Raw genomic sequence first — 14,781 nt, 5'->3', positions numbered from 1 at the left:
ATACACTCACTTGGCATAATTTTTAGGGTTTTTAGGTGATATAATAAAATTTATGAAAGGCATCTTATAAGAGGTGCTTTTTATTTCTGCCAAGTACATCTTGCTTCCGCTATATAAGTTATTATATAAAGATTATTTTGATAGTATTTCTTTAAATAAGAAAAAGGAGCGGTGACATGGAGATAGAAATCAAAATTTTTAATAGTAGCACTTATACCGACTATAATTTTGAAAATGAATTTCAAGCGGAGCTACAAAAAATCGGGCGGAATATCCTTGCATTTAATAGCCAGTTAACTAGAGAAAGGATTGGCTTCAGAAAGAAAGATATGAGAGTAGTAAATGTGAAAATTGATGGGGCAGAGATAGAAGATCCATATAAGTTTAACGACAACATTTCGAAAGCAGTCGTCCAAGCAACAGAGAATTTGTCTCTTGAATTATATGGCCTTGTATGAAGTTGAGACATTAATTATGATAATTGGACTGAGATAATCTCGGAAAATAATATAGATTTAACGGTTACTATAATAGTAGCCGTTTTTATGTTGTGTGCCCGGCATGGGCTATAACTTGGTGGTGAAAGTCCACTACAGGCTTGGCAGTAGGAACTGTTAGCTGAAGGCAAGGGTGTCTACCGTGAGGTAGAATCTGAAGGAAGCCGGAGGCAAAATCCCGAACTGACGAACAGAAACTGTATACAAGGCTGAATTGGAACGGATAAGTTTGCAATTCAAAACGAAGTCCAATACTGCACGAATTCCATACAGTAAATACAGCAGTTACATGGGAGGAAGGTTATAGCTCTTACCCGGGGAGGTCTTACAAGGGTTCCCGACAAGAGGGAAGGAACTTCCCACAGGAACAATGTAGACAGTGATGTCTAGATGAATTGTAAGAAGTCAGCAGAGGCCATAGTAATCCTAAAGGATGAAGGGCTGAACAATAGTAATCTTGAAGAAATATGGAGGTGTGGATCATGCATAGACCACCGAATACATCGAAAGATGGCTATCTACAAAGGGATAGGTTGGAAACCGAAGAGTATGTAGAAGTGTGTAGTACAATCCACACAGAAATAAATCAACGAGATGGTATGCGTTTAATTGATCAAGTAGTAGAGGATAACAACCTCTATCTAGCTTACAAGAAAGTTAGAGCGAACAAAGGAGCCCCTGGCATTGATGGTATAACGGTAGACGAGCTTTTTGGTCACATGCAGAAATACTACAAGCCACTTAAAAGGAAATTAAGAGATGGCTCTTATCAGCCTCAACCTGTAAAACGGGTGGAGATTCCTAAACCCGATGGATCTAAACGGAAATTGGGCATTCCTTGTGTACTCGATCGAGTAGTTCAACAAGCTATCTATCAAGTCATTGAAGGAAGGATAAATCCCCATTTTTCCCAATACAGTTACGGGTTTCGACCAAAGAGAAACGCCAAACAAGCAATAAAACAAGCCGCAAAATACTACGAAAAAGGTTACCGTGTGGTAGTTGACTGTGATTTGAAAAGCTATTTCGATACAATCCAACACCAAAAACTGATGGAATACCTGAAGGTATTCGTACAGGACAAAGTGGTATTAAAGTTGATATGGAAATTTCTTAAAAGCGGCATTATGGAGAAGGGACTCATTTCCTCCTCGGATATGGGGGCACCTCAAGGTGGAAATCTATCACCGATTTTGAGCAATGTCTACTTGGATCAGCTTGATAAAGAGTTAGAGAAACGTGGGCACAAATTCGTACGCTATGCGGACGACTTTTGCATATACGTTAATAGCAATAGAGCGGGTTTTCGGGTGCTAGAGAGTGTTACAAAATACCTTGAAACAGACTTGAAACTAACGGTTAACCGTAAGAAAAGCAAGGTCGGTTCTCCCACAAAAATCAAGTTCTTGGGGTTCTGTATACACCGTACAGCCAAAGAAGTAAGATGCCGTCCCGATAAATCTGCAAAGAAGAAATTTAAATCAAAGCTGAAGACTCTAACTAGACGGAACCGCCCAGGAGAGTTCGAAGAAATCGCCAAAGAAATTAACCAAGTCACCGTTGGGTGGATTAACTATTATGGAATCAGCTTTATGAAAAGTTTTATAAAGAAAACGGCCCAGTGGTTAAACCACCGACTAAGACAGCTTGTTTGGAAACGTTGGAAGAAAATCAAAACCCGATTCATCCGATTGAAACAGTTAGGAATAACGGAAGAGGAAGCTTGGAAAGTTGCCAATACCCGAAAAGGTTACTGGAGAGTTTCGCATAGCGAAACTCTCCATAAAGCGATTAAACTTAAAACGCTCATACAATGGGGTCTGAAAGACCTTAACCATTTATATGAGCGCACATACTCAAACTATTGAACCGCCGTATACGGAACCGTACGTACGGTGGTGTGAGAGGTCGACTAATCAATTAATGATTAGTCTCCTACTCGATTTCACCGCCCTGCTCCTAGTATGGTTCAGATACATCCCTACTTATTTAACGTGCAGAAAAATAAACCGTTTATTTTTTTCATTATCGGAAAAATGATTATAGAAGTGATTTGAAACGGAAGGAGGTATATGTTGTTAAATGAATATGAAACATTTTACTTTCGGAGGGACCTAACATATTTAACTTATTTGTTGCTTAAGTGTAATGAGAGCAAAAGGTCTGGAGAAATACGAAGTGAAATTGAATTTGTAAAAAAGATATTAAGTAAAGCTAGCTGAATGCAAAAAAATCTAAAGAAAACCTTGTTAGTAGTGAAGCGAGGAAGGAGGAACCGAACGAGCATTCGAATTGACAACATTCGAAGTCGTTCGGTTTTCTAACGTTGTTAGTATAGAAAAATAACTCAACAATCTTCCCATATTTCTTTTACCACATGTTATAATCAAACAACTTATCAATTGATAAGTGTGAGTGCGTTGTGTTATAAAATAAGAGTCAAAACGAAAAAAGGAGACTCTAAAATGTTGAATTGGATTTTAAGGCGTTCTAAGCTCTTTATACTATTTATTTTATTGTTTGTTATAGTAGGTGTGTTTACTTTCTTTCAGCTGCCACAAAGGGAAATTCCTGAAACGACACCGAATGTGGGCACCATTAACACGGTCTATCCTGGTGCCACGGTAAATACAGTAGAGCGATCCATTACAAACCCAATTGAAGACGCATTACGTTCTGTAGATGGTATTGCAGAATTGAACTCGACTTCGTCAGCTGGCTTTTCTAATGTAGTGGTAGAAGTGGAAGAGGGGGCGAGTAGAAGTGAGGTATTCGCAGACATAAATCAAGCTGTTTCCAGTGCGTCAACTTCCTTCCCGGATGAGGCACTTGAACCAGAAATTAATGAATCGATGTCTCAATCACCCGTTGTCTCCTACCATCTCACAAGTGATACACGTGACAACCTGCTACCTTTAGGTAATGAATTGAACAAATGGAAAGATGAAGTAGAAGCATTACCAGGGGTTGCAGGTGTTACCATCAAGGGATTACCTGAGAAACAAATCCTGATTAGCGTAAACCAGGAGGAGTTGAAAGAAGCAGGGCTTAATCCGGGTGACTTGCAAACTGCTATTAATAATGAGTATTCTCCTACACCTTTAGGTAAGCAAGATGTGGAGGAGGAAGTGGTACAGCTTTCGGTAGATAACTATGATACCTTGGAGCAGATGGAAGAAGTGTACGTTGGAAAAAATCCAGCGGGCGATTCTGTTTACTTAAAAGACATTGCAAATGTGGAGGTTAGTTCAAAAGAGCTTGAAGATCTTATTACATTTGAAGGGAAGCCTTCTATTTCCTTCACGGCTTATGTGAAAAAAGGCGAGGATATCCCCACTGTTGATGAACGAGTAGATAACAAAGTGAATGAACTTGAAGATGGTCTACCTTCTAATGTACAACTAGAGTCATATTATTCGCAGGCATCCATTGTAACAAATATTTTCGATGGATTATTCCAATCGCTTGCGATATCAGTATTAGCCGTTATTGTTGCAGCAGCTCTTGGACTGTCTGCTTCTGGTGCATTGGTAGTAGCACTTGCTGTACCAATATCTGTATTGACTGGGTTAATTCCATTACAATTCACGAACGTTGATCTTAATCAAATCTCTGTTATTGGAATTATTATTGCACTTGGTATTATCGTGGATGACTCCATTGTTATTAATGATAATATTCAACGAAGGTACAAACTTGGGGATAAAGGATTAATGGGGGCAGTCAATGGTGTGAAAGAGATTTGGGTATCCATCGTAACTTCTTCTTTTGCCATTGTTTTTACTTTCCTACCACTTATTTTTCTATCCGGGGGAAATGGTGCATTTATCCGTGCCCTACCGACAGTTCTGATATCAACTATTATAGCCTCAACGTTGGTAGCGCTTATCTTTGTACCGATTTTTCGTTATTTACTTAACCGTCGATCGAAAAAAACTATGTCAGACGCACCAGGTCTTATTGGAAAGCCTTTAAATAAACTTGCTGATTTGTATGCCGATAAGCTTTTAAACAAGTTTTCCAAGAAGCCGCTTATTGTTTCTATTATTGGGCTCTTTCTTACAACCGCAATCTTCGGATTAGTCTTCTTGACGCCATTTGAATTCTTCCCACCAGCAGATAAGGAAGAAGTAACGGTAGATATAACATTGCCAATCGGTACACCGATTGAAGAGACACACAATGTGCTTCAAGAAATGGAAGAAAGATTAAAAACGGATGATGGTGTATATGAAACGAGTGTCTTTACCGGAACAGGGACTCCTGGTCTCTTTAATAGTTCACTATCGAGGACTGGTGAGAATACTGGTCAGATTGTAGCCAGAGTAGATCGGAAAAATCAAACAACTCAAGGGCTGATAGATGACTGGACAGACAAACTTCGTAGCGAATACCCTGACGCTGAGATATTTATGGATACCATTCAGCAGGGACCGCCAGCCGGTGCTCCTGTCACCGTTACGGTGAGTGGCCCAGAGATGGAGCAATTAATTGAACTAAGAGATGAACTAACGAAAGACATTGAAGGATTAGAGACTGATATTGTTGTTGATAATGTAGGGGAATTTGAACCATCTATAGAATATGTCCCGAATCGTGAAGAGCTTGAAGAGAATGGCATTAGCGTTAATCAAATTAGTCAGCAAATACGACTAGCGACAGAGGGGATTCCGCTGAGCTCACTTGATGATGGTGTAGTTAAACGAGACATGAAGATCCTGCTTGAAGGTGAGGATACGATTGATCTGTCTACGCTAGAAGTTCCTGCTGCCTCGACAAATGGACCACCGGAACTTATTTCGTTGGATGAGCTTGTGAGCCCAGAAGAGGGAGAGAAACTGCAAATCATTCCGCACATTGATGGCGAACGCTCCATTACGCTTCGAGCCTTTCCAGAAAATGAGGATAATTATGAAGCAAACGTAAGTGAAATTGTAGAAAAACAAAGGGAGCAGCTTGATGATTCTGATTATAGCATTACATTGGGTGGAGAGAACGAAGAGCAAAGTGATTTCTTTATGGAAATTACCGTACTCTTTATTATCGTGCTTTTCCTAGTGTATCTATTAATTGCTTTTCAATTTAATTCCCTTTCTTTACCGTTTCTTGTTCTTGTTGCAGTATACCTTGCAATATCGGGCGCTATTCTGGGCTTATTTGTTACCCAAACACCAATTAGTTTCCTAGGTGTCATGGGAATGGTATCCCTCACAGGTATTGTGGTGAGAAACTCGATTGTGTTAATCGAATTTATTGAACAATCCTTGAAAAAAGGAATGGATGTAAAAGAAGCAGTGATTGAGTCTGGTCGTGTGCGACTACGACCAATTCTTTTAACCGCCATTACGTCGATTGTTGCCTTAATTCCAGTAGCTGTAAGTGGAGATGCTCTCTTTACACCACTTGCTGTTACGATTATATCTGGTATTCTCTTCTCGGCGATCTTAACCCTGATAATGGTACCAATGCTTTACCTCGTGTTCTATCGTTTTAGAAGAAAGAAAACAGACAGTAACATGGTATAAGATAACGAAAGCATACTGAAACACAAAAAGAAAGGGCTGCTAGGGCCCTTTCTTTTTAAATGGAATTTCCTTTTAAATATAACGCTATAATACAAAACTAGTAGTGCCCTTGTTTCCATACTTGTGAGTCTGTTATTCTGAAAAGAATACATAAGATATTAGGGGGAAATAGGTTGTACAAATCTTTTGTAGCTATAGGGATTATGGCTACTATAACGTTAGTAGGTTGTGACTTAAATCAGCAGGAAAACATAAAAGAGGTTTCAATGGCTGAGCTTAGCCAGCAGGAAGAATTGAAGAAAGAAGAAATAGTTCTCGATAAAGATGAAGTAAGTGATAAAGCAGAACCCGCCAGTTCTGACTCTGAGGGCAAAGACCAAAATGCCAAAGAAAAGGCAGAAAATGCAGAGAGAGCGAGCGAACCAGAAACCGAAGAACCTGGACCTGAAGCTGAGGAAGAGACTAAAAGTGAAGAGGAGTCGAAAACTGAAACAGCGCCGGAAGAAAAGACGGAGGCAGAGGGGGCAGTAGCTACAGAGAAAGAAATTGAAAAGCCAGCTGATATGTTTAATCACTATCCACGAGGGCAATTTGCGGTGGATGGCAATCCGGGTCAGACAGTGGAAAATGCGACTGGTGTTTTTACAATAGAAAAAGCAACAGAAGCAGGCAATGTCAAGGTCGGGCCTATAAACATACAAATTAAAAATGTCAGTCTTGTCAGTGGAGAAGTAACAGAAGCGTCGATAGCTGGTATTTCAGGTGATGAGGTGAGGTTTTTGCAAGTGGACGCAGTTTTGCAGAACACAAGTGATCTTCCCATTCGTTTCTTTTTTGCAAGCACCACAATTGGTATGAATGGCCATCAGTTAACCGCTCATGATATGTTCAGTGGCAGGACAGACGGAGATTACACCAGTACGACACCAAAGAATGCCACGTTGGTATACATGTTAAATGAAACCCACTCACCTTCAGAACAAATCAGCAATGTAACGATTGATATTACTTCATCTCCTATAAATATAGAAACAGAAGAAAGCGTTGGAACTGGAACGTCGATTAATATTTCGCTTTAAGAAGCAAAACCACTACACTTCAAGACAAGTAGTGGTTTTGTGTTATTATTTAATCATTTTGTCTTCGTGTAACACTTCTTCCATGTAATCTTTTCCCCATTCATACATTGCATCCAAAATAGGCATTAGTCTGGTTCCATACGCTGTTAGCGAGTATTCTACTTTTGGTGGAACAACAGGATAGACTTCGCGGTGTATAATATAATGCGCTTCAAGTTCGCGTAGTTGATTCGTCAACATTCGTTGGGTGATCCCAGGCATAAGGGTTTTTAACTCACCGAAGCGTTTCGTTCCTTTTTTTCCTAAATGCCAAATGATTAGCATTTTCCATTTACCACCTATGACAGAAAGAGTTAATTCCTTTTCACAGTTAAAGGTTTTTTCAGCGAAATTAGGCAAGTTTATCAATCCCTTTCTTTTTATTTAAATGGAGTTGGACAGTATACTTTTTTGCACTATCTGTAATGAAAGTGCGTACTTCTCAATTCATTTTATAGAAAGTATAATCCTTTTTAAGCAGCTGAGTAAATCAATTCGTTTTTGAGCATTCTATTCTTGCTGTGAAATATTATGATGTAAAGGGGAAATAAAAAGATGAAATTACAGTTAGCGTTAGATCTAGTAAACATACCAGAAGCGATTGAACTTGTATCTGAAGTTCAAGATTCTATTGATATTGTAGAAATTGGAACACCTATTATTAACAAATTTGGCCATGAGGCTGTTCGAAAAATAAAAGAAGCTTATCCAAGCTTAACGGTGCTTGCTGATGTGAAAATTATGGACGCAGCTGGTTATGAAGTAGAGCAAGCTTCAAACGCGGGTGCCGATATTGTTACGATCCTTGGTGCAGCAGAAGATAGCTCTATTCGTGGAGCGGTGGAAGCAGCAAAAGAAGCAGGGAAAGAAATTCTTGTAGACATGATTGCAGTGAAAGATATCGAAACACGTGCTAAAGAACTTGACCATCTTGGTGCAGATTATATATGTGTCCACACTGGGTATGACCTGCAAGCTGAAGGCAAGGATTCTTTTGAGGATCTACGTACGATTAAAGGTGTTGTTAAAAATGCGAAAACAGCGATTGCTGGTGGTATTAAGCTTGAGACACTTCCGGAAGTAGTTAAAGCTCAGCCAGACCTTGTTATTGTAGGTGGCGGTATCACTTCAAAAGAAGATAAAAAAGCGACAGCAGCCGAGATTAAAGAACTAATTAACAAAGGGTAATGGAAGATGAAAACGACGCAATACTTTGAAGAGATTATCCGTGAACTAGAAAGTACAACGCAATCTATCTCAGAAGAAGAGTCTGAGAAATTAGTCGAGGCTATCGTTGCAGCTAATAAAGTATTTATAGCTGGCGCAGGACGGTCTGGTTTTATGGGGAAATCCTTTGTTATGCGCATGATGCATATGGGGATTGATGCCTATGCAGTTGGAGAAACGGTAACGGCCAACCTACAAGAAGGTGATTTACTAATTGTAGGGACAGGATCCGGTGAAACGAAAACGTTGGTGCCCATTGTGGAAAAAGCTAAGAGCTTAGGTGGTAAAGTAGCAGCCGTAACGTTATCACCACAGTCAACGATTGGACGGCTTGCTGATCTTAAGGTTATTCTACCAGGTGCACCGAAAGATCAGGAAAAAGGTCAATATGAAACCATCCAACCGATGGGATCTCTCTTTGAACAAACCTCCTTACTCTTTTATGATGCTGTAATTCTGCGTTTTATGGAGAAGAAAGAGCTTTACTCAAAACAGATGTATGGCAAACATGCTAATTTAGAATAGAAACTGCACCCTATTATTGGGTGCAGTTTTATTTGAGTTGAAGATGAGTCCAGTAAATGTCTAACTTGGTTAGAAGCTTTTTGCTGACCATATAGCGAGACGCACAACCGTACCCTGATTATACATTCGCCAAGAGGGAGGTAAGTTCAGACGCTTCTGGATAGAGCAGCTTTATAATTTATATGTTTGAGTGTTCGGTAGTTATGACGTGCAAAAGGCGAAAGAAATCCTGGCAAAATGCACTTCATAAAGGTGATGATGTGCAAAAGGCGAAAGAAATCCTGGCAAAATGCACTTCATAGAGATTATGACGTGCAAAAAGCAAAAGCAATCCTGTCAAAATGCACTTCATAAAGGTTATGACGTGCAAAAAGCTGAAGTAATCCTGTCACAATGCACTTCATAGAGGTTATGACGTGCAAAAAGCTGAAGTAATCCTGTCACAATGCACTTCATAAAGGTGATGACGTGCAAAAGAGGAAGAATTTCTAGAAAAATACACGTCATAAGGGTAATGAGTAGGACCTTACCAAAGGATTTTGTTTCATAAAAAATCCTCTTCTTTTTATAGTTTAAGAAGAGGAGAACATTTTTCTATTTCGTTTCAATATTTTCTTGCATGTACGCTTTTAACTCTCCCGACGCAGTTGTAAGATTTTCTATCTCGCTCATGAATTCAGAGACAAGCTTTGCTTCTTCTTGAGAAGAACTTGCTATATCGTTAAAGTCTCCTTGCATTTGGTTAATAGAGTTTTGAATTTGTTGAAGTGTTTCTTCTATACTAGCTGTAGCATTTTTAGATTCTGCTGCTAATTTTCTTACTTCCTCTGCCACGACTCCGAAGCCAGCTCCAGCACTTCCGACTCTAGCCGCCTCAATCGCCGCATTTAGACCGAGGAGGTTAATTTGTTCACTAATTCCTTTAATGGTCCCAGTTACACTTGTAATGTTGGAGGAATATTCCACAGTGTTTTTTGTATTATCCGAAATTTGGTCAGATGTTGCAGAAAGCTCCTCAGCGTGTGCTGCTATATGTTGAACTTTTGCCAGAAGGGATTCTGAGATTGAATCAACCGTTTGAATGATCCGATTAAATGTTTCCTCTTTAGTTTTACTAACAGCAACATTAACTCCCGCAAGAATTTCACCAGCTTCATCCTTTATCGCAAATGAAATACTATCAAATGGTACACCAAATTCCTCTTTTGGTACTTTAACTACTGTCGTTCCTGTTTTGTTTACCATAGCGTAGTTTAGATATGCCTCTGGTAAAGAGTCACCGGGTTTATGCTTGAAATCCAGTTCTGAACTAGGTTCGTAGTGGAGATATTTTTCATGATCAAAAACGGTTATCATGATCTCTTCTCTAGATACTATTTTCATATACGGTATGGACGAGATAAATGCCTCTACTTTATTCATAATATAACCTCCTCTTGGTGTTCCCCTAGTATATCGACAGAAGAGTATTTAATCTTTAATAATTATTTTTTTCGTAATTTATGATAATAGAAGAGGACTGGAGAGATAGGTAATAAGAAGATAATGTAGAAAAAGAGGAGGAGGACCTTATAGAGAAGGTCTCCTCCAAATATTTAACGTCGATGTTGTATGAGGTCAATTGTTCCTAAGACCACATGGGCTAATCCAAAGCCGAAAATGGTGTTTGCTAACATGTCATTGGCGTTCTTTTGCTTTTTAAGAATATAGCCTGTTGTTGTGACGGCGGTTCCTAGTGTGGTTGGAATAAATCCTTCGCGAATTTCCATTCAATCTCCTCCTACATCGAGTTATGGTACGTGAGGTACCAGTAAGTAGTATCACCATTTAAGCAGATAGGATGCTTGCTAAAAAAACAGTCCTAACGGTATGATGGAAAAGATGTTGGAAGAAAAGAAACGGGTAACTGGAAGTAATGAAAGGCCATTTATTTAACAGTTTTTCAATCAAAGTTTAAGAAAAAAGAAGTCGGTGGTGGAAAAGTGAATGCGTACATTTGGTTAACGATGGCTATTTTATTTGAAGTTTTTGGTAGTTCCATGCTTAAAGTTTCTAATGGATTTAAAAGATTAGTTCCGTCAATAGGGGTTATTGTCGGTTTTGGATTCGCCTTTTATTGTTTATCCATTGCCTTAAAAACTCTTCCCCTCGGTAATGCTTATGCGATATGGGCTGGTGTTGGTACGGCTTTGATTACCTTAGTAGGGATTATTTTTTGGCGCGAGAAATTGAATACAAAAAAGGCTGCTGGCATTATATGTATCATTGCAGGCGTGATCTTACTTAGACTTGCTAATCCTAGTCACTAGAATAGAGGAGATAAATAATGAATAAGGGTTATATGGCTTTATCTATTGCGATTATTAGTGAAGTGTTTGGTACGACGATGATCAAATTATCTAACGGATTTACAGAATTGCTTCCACTATTTGGAGTAGTGGCAGGGTTTGGATCAGCGTTTTACTTTTTATCTGTCTCTCTTAAGGAACTTCCTCTGAGCTTAGCTTATGCGATTTGGTCCGGGGTAGGTACGGCATTAACGGCTATTCTCGGTATTGCAATTTGGCAGGATCCTTTTAATGCGATTACGTTTGTTGGTCTTGCCCTAATTGTTGGTGGTGTCGTTTTAATGAACGCTTCAACAGGGAAAGAACAAGAAACAGAACCTTCTCGCTAGTACTTGACGGAAATCAATAAACATCACAAAGGGGGAGAAGCCTAACATGGGAAAAGACATTCTAAAAAATGACTGGGCTCCATTGCTGCAAGATGAATTCTCAAAAGAATACTATCAAGAGCTGCGCACAATTTTGAAAGAGGAGTATGCAAAGCACATCGTTTATCCGGATAAGGAAGACATTTTTAATGCGCTTCACTTCACTCCTTATGAAAAAGTAAAAGTAGTCATTCTAGGGCAGGATCCATACCATGGTCCTAACCAGGCACACGGCCTAAGTTTTTCCGTGAATCCTCAGGTAAGTGTTCCACCATCTTTGCGAAATATATTTAAAGAGCTGCAGGATGATTTAGATGTACCTATACCAAATCATGGGTACTTGATTGATTGGGCAGAGCAGGGCGTGTTGCTCCTGAATAATGTTTTGACGGTAAGAAAGGGAGAGGCACATTCACATAGAGGTATGGGTTGGGAGCGGTTTACAAATCGGGTGATTGAAATACTGAATAATAAAGAGACCCCAGTAGTATACATTCTGTGGGGCTCAGCAGCTCAGAAAAAAGAGTCACTAATTGATACAAATAGGCACTATATTATAAAAGGGCCTCACCCTAGTCCGTTATCTGCTTATCGTGGTTTCTTTGGAAGTAAACCATTCTCTCGTACAAGCGAAATACTAGAGAAGCATGGAATAAAAGGGATTGATTGGTCATTGTAAAAAGTATAATGTAGCGGGAAAGGGCTGTTTAAAACAGCTCCTTTTTTTAATATTACTACTGGAAAAGATATTTATAGAAGACCTTCCTGTTCATATAAAAAGTCATATGGGATATCGATAAAAATAAATACATCATCTGAGATAGGGAAAGAGTATGTTCTTATACGTTCGTCTCGTTCTATATCTGTATATAAGTCGGAAAGTATGCCTTTTTTTTCAATGTTCATGCGCATAATATTTTCAAAAAAGTAAGGACGCCAGCTCCAGTTCTTTTGTCTTCCTTCATAGTGTAATTTCCACTCGCCACCACTATTTTTCTCTGCGTTAGAAGAAAGTTGATAGCCTGCCTGATCACATATGTAAACACGGAATGTAATAGGATCACAATCATTTGCAATGGTAAGTATCGTTTTATCATAATGGTCTTCCGTATTTAATTTTTTCAGGCTTTTACTTATTTGGTTGTTTATTGATTCAGTCAAATCAAGCTGCGCTTTCATTTTTTTCTGCTCAAAAGTTATGAAATGGTGAAAATCCTTTTTTATTTTCTTCTTATAACAATCTGTTGCAACAAATTCAGGTACTTCTTTCGCGAAGTAGTTTCCTTGATAGTAACGCCCGCCATTTCGCCAAGCATAATTTAACTGTTGGAATGTTGCTATGCCTTTAAACAGCAGTGTAGCACCAATTTTCCTTGAGAACATAGAGAGTAAATGATGCACGTCTTGATAGAGATGTGGTAATGCATCCTCTTCTAAAAAAGAGGTATCTACTTTTAAAATATTTGGTTTAATCATCGCCAATCGTTCCAAGTTTCCATTTTGGTTTCCTGCATCATCAATTGCGAGACGTATGCCAAGTGTTTGAATATAAGCTAGTAGGTGCTTGTAAGAATCAATGTGTTGGATTACATAGTCAGCAGAAATCTCTAATACAAGCCTGTTTAAGTTTAGACCTCGATCGGCGTAGTTTTGCAATAAATTTAGCAATGTTTCCCCGTTGTCATTTAGTAATAACTTGGCATTATAATTTATAAATAATAGCGTTGACTGCTCTGTGTTGAAGAAGAGATCTAAGGCTTTTTGCTGGATAATCGTATTTAACTCTAAGCGAAATTCACTTGGAATGGAGTCATCCTTAAAAAACCAGTCTAGGCTGAGCATGTCGGAATCCTTGTAATATGGTTTCAACTCATAGCCAATTATTAATTGATTTTCCGCACTAATAATTGGAGAAAAATAAGGAACTACTTGATCTTGATTCATCATGATATCTAAAGGATCCAAATCCATCACCTCCGTCTCTTGTTATATGTATTATAGCATGTGAGAAAGATGATTTCTTTAATTTCACTTGGTGCGGCTTAGGAAATCAATGTACACAAACTGACATTTTGTAAATGCCAGTTTGTGTTATAATGAAATATTTTACGTGATTCTGAAAACAGAGAATACTGTACCTGATGGAGAAGAGCTGCCAATATTAAGACCAATGGTTAATCCGCTTGCTTCATAAAATAAGCCAATAACATCGCCAGCATTTAGTGTCACGTCTCCTGTTAACGTAACGGTGCCGTTACCTAGTATTACTCGTAAATTTAGTAGCAGAGCTATATTTACGTTTAGGACAGGGAACAAACCTGAAACTAATTCTGTGGGGGTTGGAGAAATACGACGAATGGAGAAGGCAGGATTGACGCCTGCTCCTATTTGTGCCGAAATAGTTGCTAAAGTTTGGTAGCTGACTGTTGCCTTAAGGGAGTATCTCCCTGTGGCAGGTACTGTGTAGCTTCCTGTAGTAGCGTTAAAGCCTGGCCCAGTATAGTTTGGTGCAGTTACGATCCAGTTACCAAGTTGTGTGGAACCGGTAACTGCAGCTGGAGCTACTCTCCTAGCGGAAAAACCAGTAGCAGCTAAGGTAGGTCCTGCTACCCCTGTTGGTCCTATAACACCAGTAGGTCCTGTTGTGCCAGTCGTCCCAGTAATCCCCGTAGGCCCTGTGACGCCAGTAGGTCCAGTAATCCCGGTAGGTCCAGTGATGCCCGTCGGCCCCGTAACGCCAGTAGGTCCTGTGACACCCGTAGCTCCAGTAATGCCAGTAGGCCCCGTGATGCCGGTAGGTCCAATGATGCCCGTCGGCCCAGTAATGCCGGTAGGTCCTGTGGTTCCGGTCGGCCCTGTTACGCCAGTAGGCCCCGTGATGCCGGTAGTTCCAGTAACGCCGGTAGCTCCAGTAACACCAGTAGGTCCAGTGATGCCGGTCGGCCCAGTGATTCCCGTAGCTCCTGTAACGCCGGTAGCACCAGTGACGCCAGTAGGCCCCGTGATGCCAGTAGGTCCAGTAATACCAGTCGGCCCCGTGACGCCGGTCGGTCCAGTAATACCAGTTGGTCCAGTAATGCCGGTAGTTCCAGTGATGCCAGTGGGTCCAGTAATACCCGTTGGCCCGGTTACGCCGGTCGGCCCAGTAATGCCGGTAGGTCCAGTAACGCCGG

At 39.9% G+C, this 14,781-nt stretch carries 13 protein-coding genes and 1 pseudogene; 9 read left to right on the top strand and 5 right to left on the bottom strand.

Annotated features, from left to right (window positions below; translation table 11 throughout):
- Window positions 1–176: 176 nt before the first annotated feature.
- From BN985_RS18080 to BN985_RS18065, 4 genes are all read left to right on the top strand, one after another.
- A complete protein-coding gene (locus tag BN985_RS18080; protein WP_042225364.1) occupies window positions 177–458 on the top strand; it encodes a hypothetical protein in 282 nt (93 codons plus the stop codon).
- A gap of 638 nt (window positions 459–1,096) precedes the next feature.
- A complete protein-coding gene (gene ltrA / locus BN985_RS18075; RefSeq protein ID WP_198029994.1) occupies window positions 1,097–2,365 on the top strand; it encodes a group II intron reverse transcriptase/maturase in 1,269 nt (422 codons plus the stop codon).
- Between the two features lie 597 nt (window positions 2,366–2,962).
- The gene (locus BN985_RS18070; protein WP_042225363.1) at window positions 2,963–6,022 is read left to right on the top strand and encodes an efflux RND transporter permease subunit; all 3,060 of its coding nucleotides are present in this window, start codon (window positions 2,963–2,965) and stop codon (window positions 6,020–6,022) included.
- Window positions 6,023–6,195: 173 nt separating this feature from the next.
- Window positions 6,196–7,101, top strand: a complete 906-nt coding sequence (locus BN985_RS18065) for a hypothetical protein (protein ID WP_042225362.1) — start codon at window positions 6,196–6,198, stop codon at window positions 7,099–7,101.
- 45 nt (window positions 7,102–7,146) lie between these two features.
- Here BN985_RS18065 and BN985_RS18060 read toward each other — a convergent pair whose 3' ends face one another.
- Entirely contained in the window at window positions 7,147–7,500 is a 354-nt protein-coding gene (locus BN985_RS18060; protein ID WP_042225361.1) for a winged helix-turn-helix transcriptional regulator, read from the bottom strand.
- A gap of 195 nt (window positions 7,501–7,695) precedes the next feature.
- Between BN985_RS18060 and hxlA the strand changes: the two genes are divergently transcribed.
- Both hxlA and hxlB read left to right on the top strand, forming a co-directional pair.
- Window positions 7,696–8,328: a 3-hexulose-6-phosphate synthase gene (gene hxlA, locus BN985_RS18055; RefSeq protein WP_042225359.1), complete on the top strand. Its 633-nt coding sequence runs from the start codon at window positions 7,696–7,698 to the stop codon at window positions 8,326–8,328.
- A gap of 6 nt (window positions 8,329–8,334) precedes the next feature.
- A complete protein-coding gene (hxlB, locus tag BN985_RS18050) occupies window positions 8,335–8,892 on the top strand; it encodes a 6-phospho-3-hexuloisomerase (protein WP_042225357.1) in 558 nt (185 codons plus the stop codon).
- Window positions 8,893–9,486: 594 nt separating this feature from the next.
- Here hxlB and BN985_RS18045 read toward each other — a convergent pair.
- Complete coding sequence (locus tag BN985_RS18045) at window positions 9,487–10,314, bottom strand: methyl-accepting chemotaxis protein (protein ID WP_042225356.1); 828 nt, start codon at window positions 10,312–10,314, stop codon at window positions 9,487–9,489.
- A gap of 173 nt (window positions 10,315–10,487) precedes the next feature.
- Entirely contained in the window at window positions 10,488–10,661 is a 174-nt protein-coding gene (locus BN985_RS18040; RefSeq protein ID WP_036577212.1) for a hypothetical protein, read from the bottom strand.
- A 156-nt stretch (window positions 10,662–10,817) separates the two neighbouring features.
- Between BN985_RS18040 and BN985_RS18035 the strand changes: the two genes are divergently transcribed.
- Genes BN985_RS18035 through BN985_RS18025 form a run of 3 tightly spaced genes read left to right on the top strand, consistent with a single transcriptional unit; the run spans window position 10,818 to window position 12,287 of the window.
- A complete protein-coding gene (locus BN985_RS18035) occupies window positions 10,818–11,201 on the top strand; it encodes a DMT family transporter (RefSeq protein ID WP_332257519.1) in 384 nt (127 codons plus the stop codon).
- 17 nt (window positions 11,202–11,218) lie between these two features.
- Window positions 11,219–11,569, top strand: a complete 351-nt coding sequence (locus tag BN985_RS18030; protein ID WP_042225353.1) for a DMT family transporter — start codon at window positions 11,219–11,221, stop codon at window positions 11,567–11,569.
- Window positions 11,570–11,615: 46 nt separating this feature from the next.
- Window positions 11,616–12,287, top strand: a complete 672-nt coding sequence (locus BN985_RS18025; protein ID WP_042225352.1) for a uracil-DNA glycosylase — start codon at window positions 11,616–11,618, stop codon at window positions 12,285–12,287.
- A 71-nt stretch (window positions 12,288–12,358) separates the two neighbouring features.
- Here BN985_RS18025 and BN985_RS18020 read toward each other — a convergent pair whose 3' ends face one another.
- Both BN985_RS18020 and BN985_RS18015 read right to left on the bottom strand, forming a co-directional pair.
- Window positions 12,359–13,579 carry an EAL domain-containing protein gene (locus BN985_RS18020; protein WP_332257517.1) on the bottom strand — a complete coding sequence of 407 codons (1,221 nt, stop codon included), beginning with the start codon at window positions 13,577–13,579 and terminating at the stop codon, window positions 12,359–12,361.
- A 135-nt stretch (window positions 13,580–13,714) separates the two neighbouring features.
- A pseudogene (locus tag BN985_RS18015) lies at window positions 13,715–14,781 on the bottom strand (collagen-like protein); the annotation flags it as partial.

Source organism: Oceanobacillus manasiensis (genome assembly GCF_000724085.1).
GTDB lineage: Bacteria > Bacillota > Bacilli > Bacillales > Amphibacillaceae > Oceanobacillus_B > Oceanobacillus_B manasiensis.
Note: the sequence above shows the minus strand (reverse complement) of the source record. Positions and strands in the feature narration are given on the sequence as shown.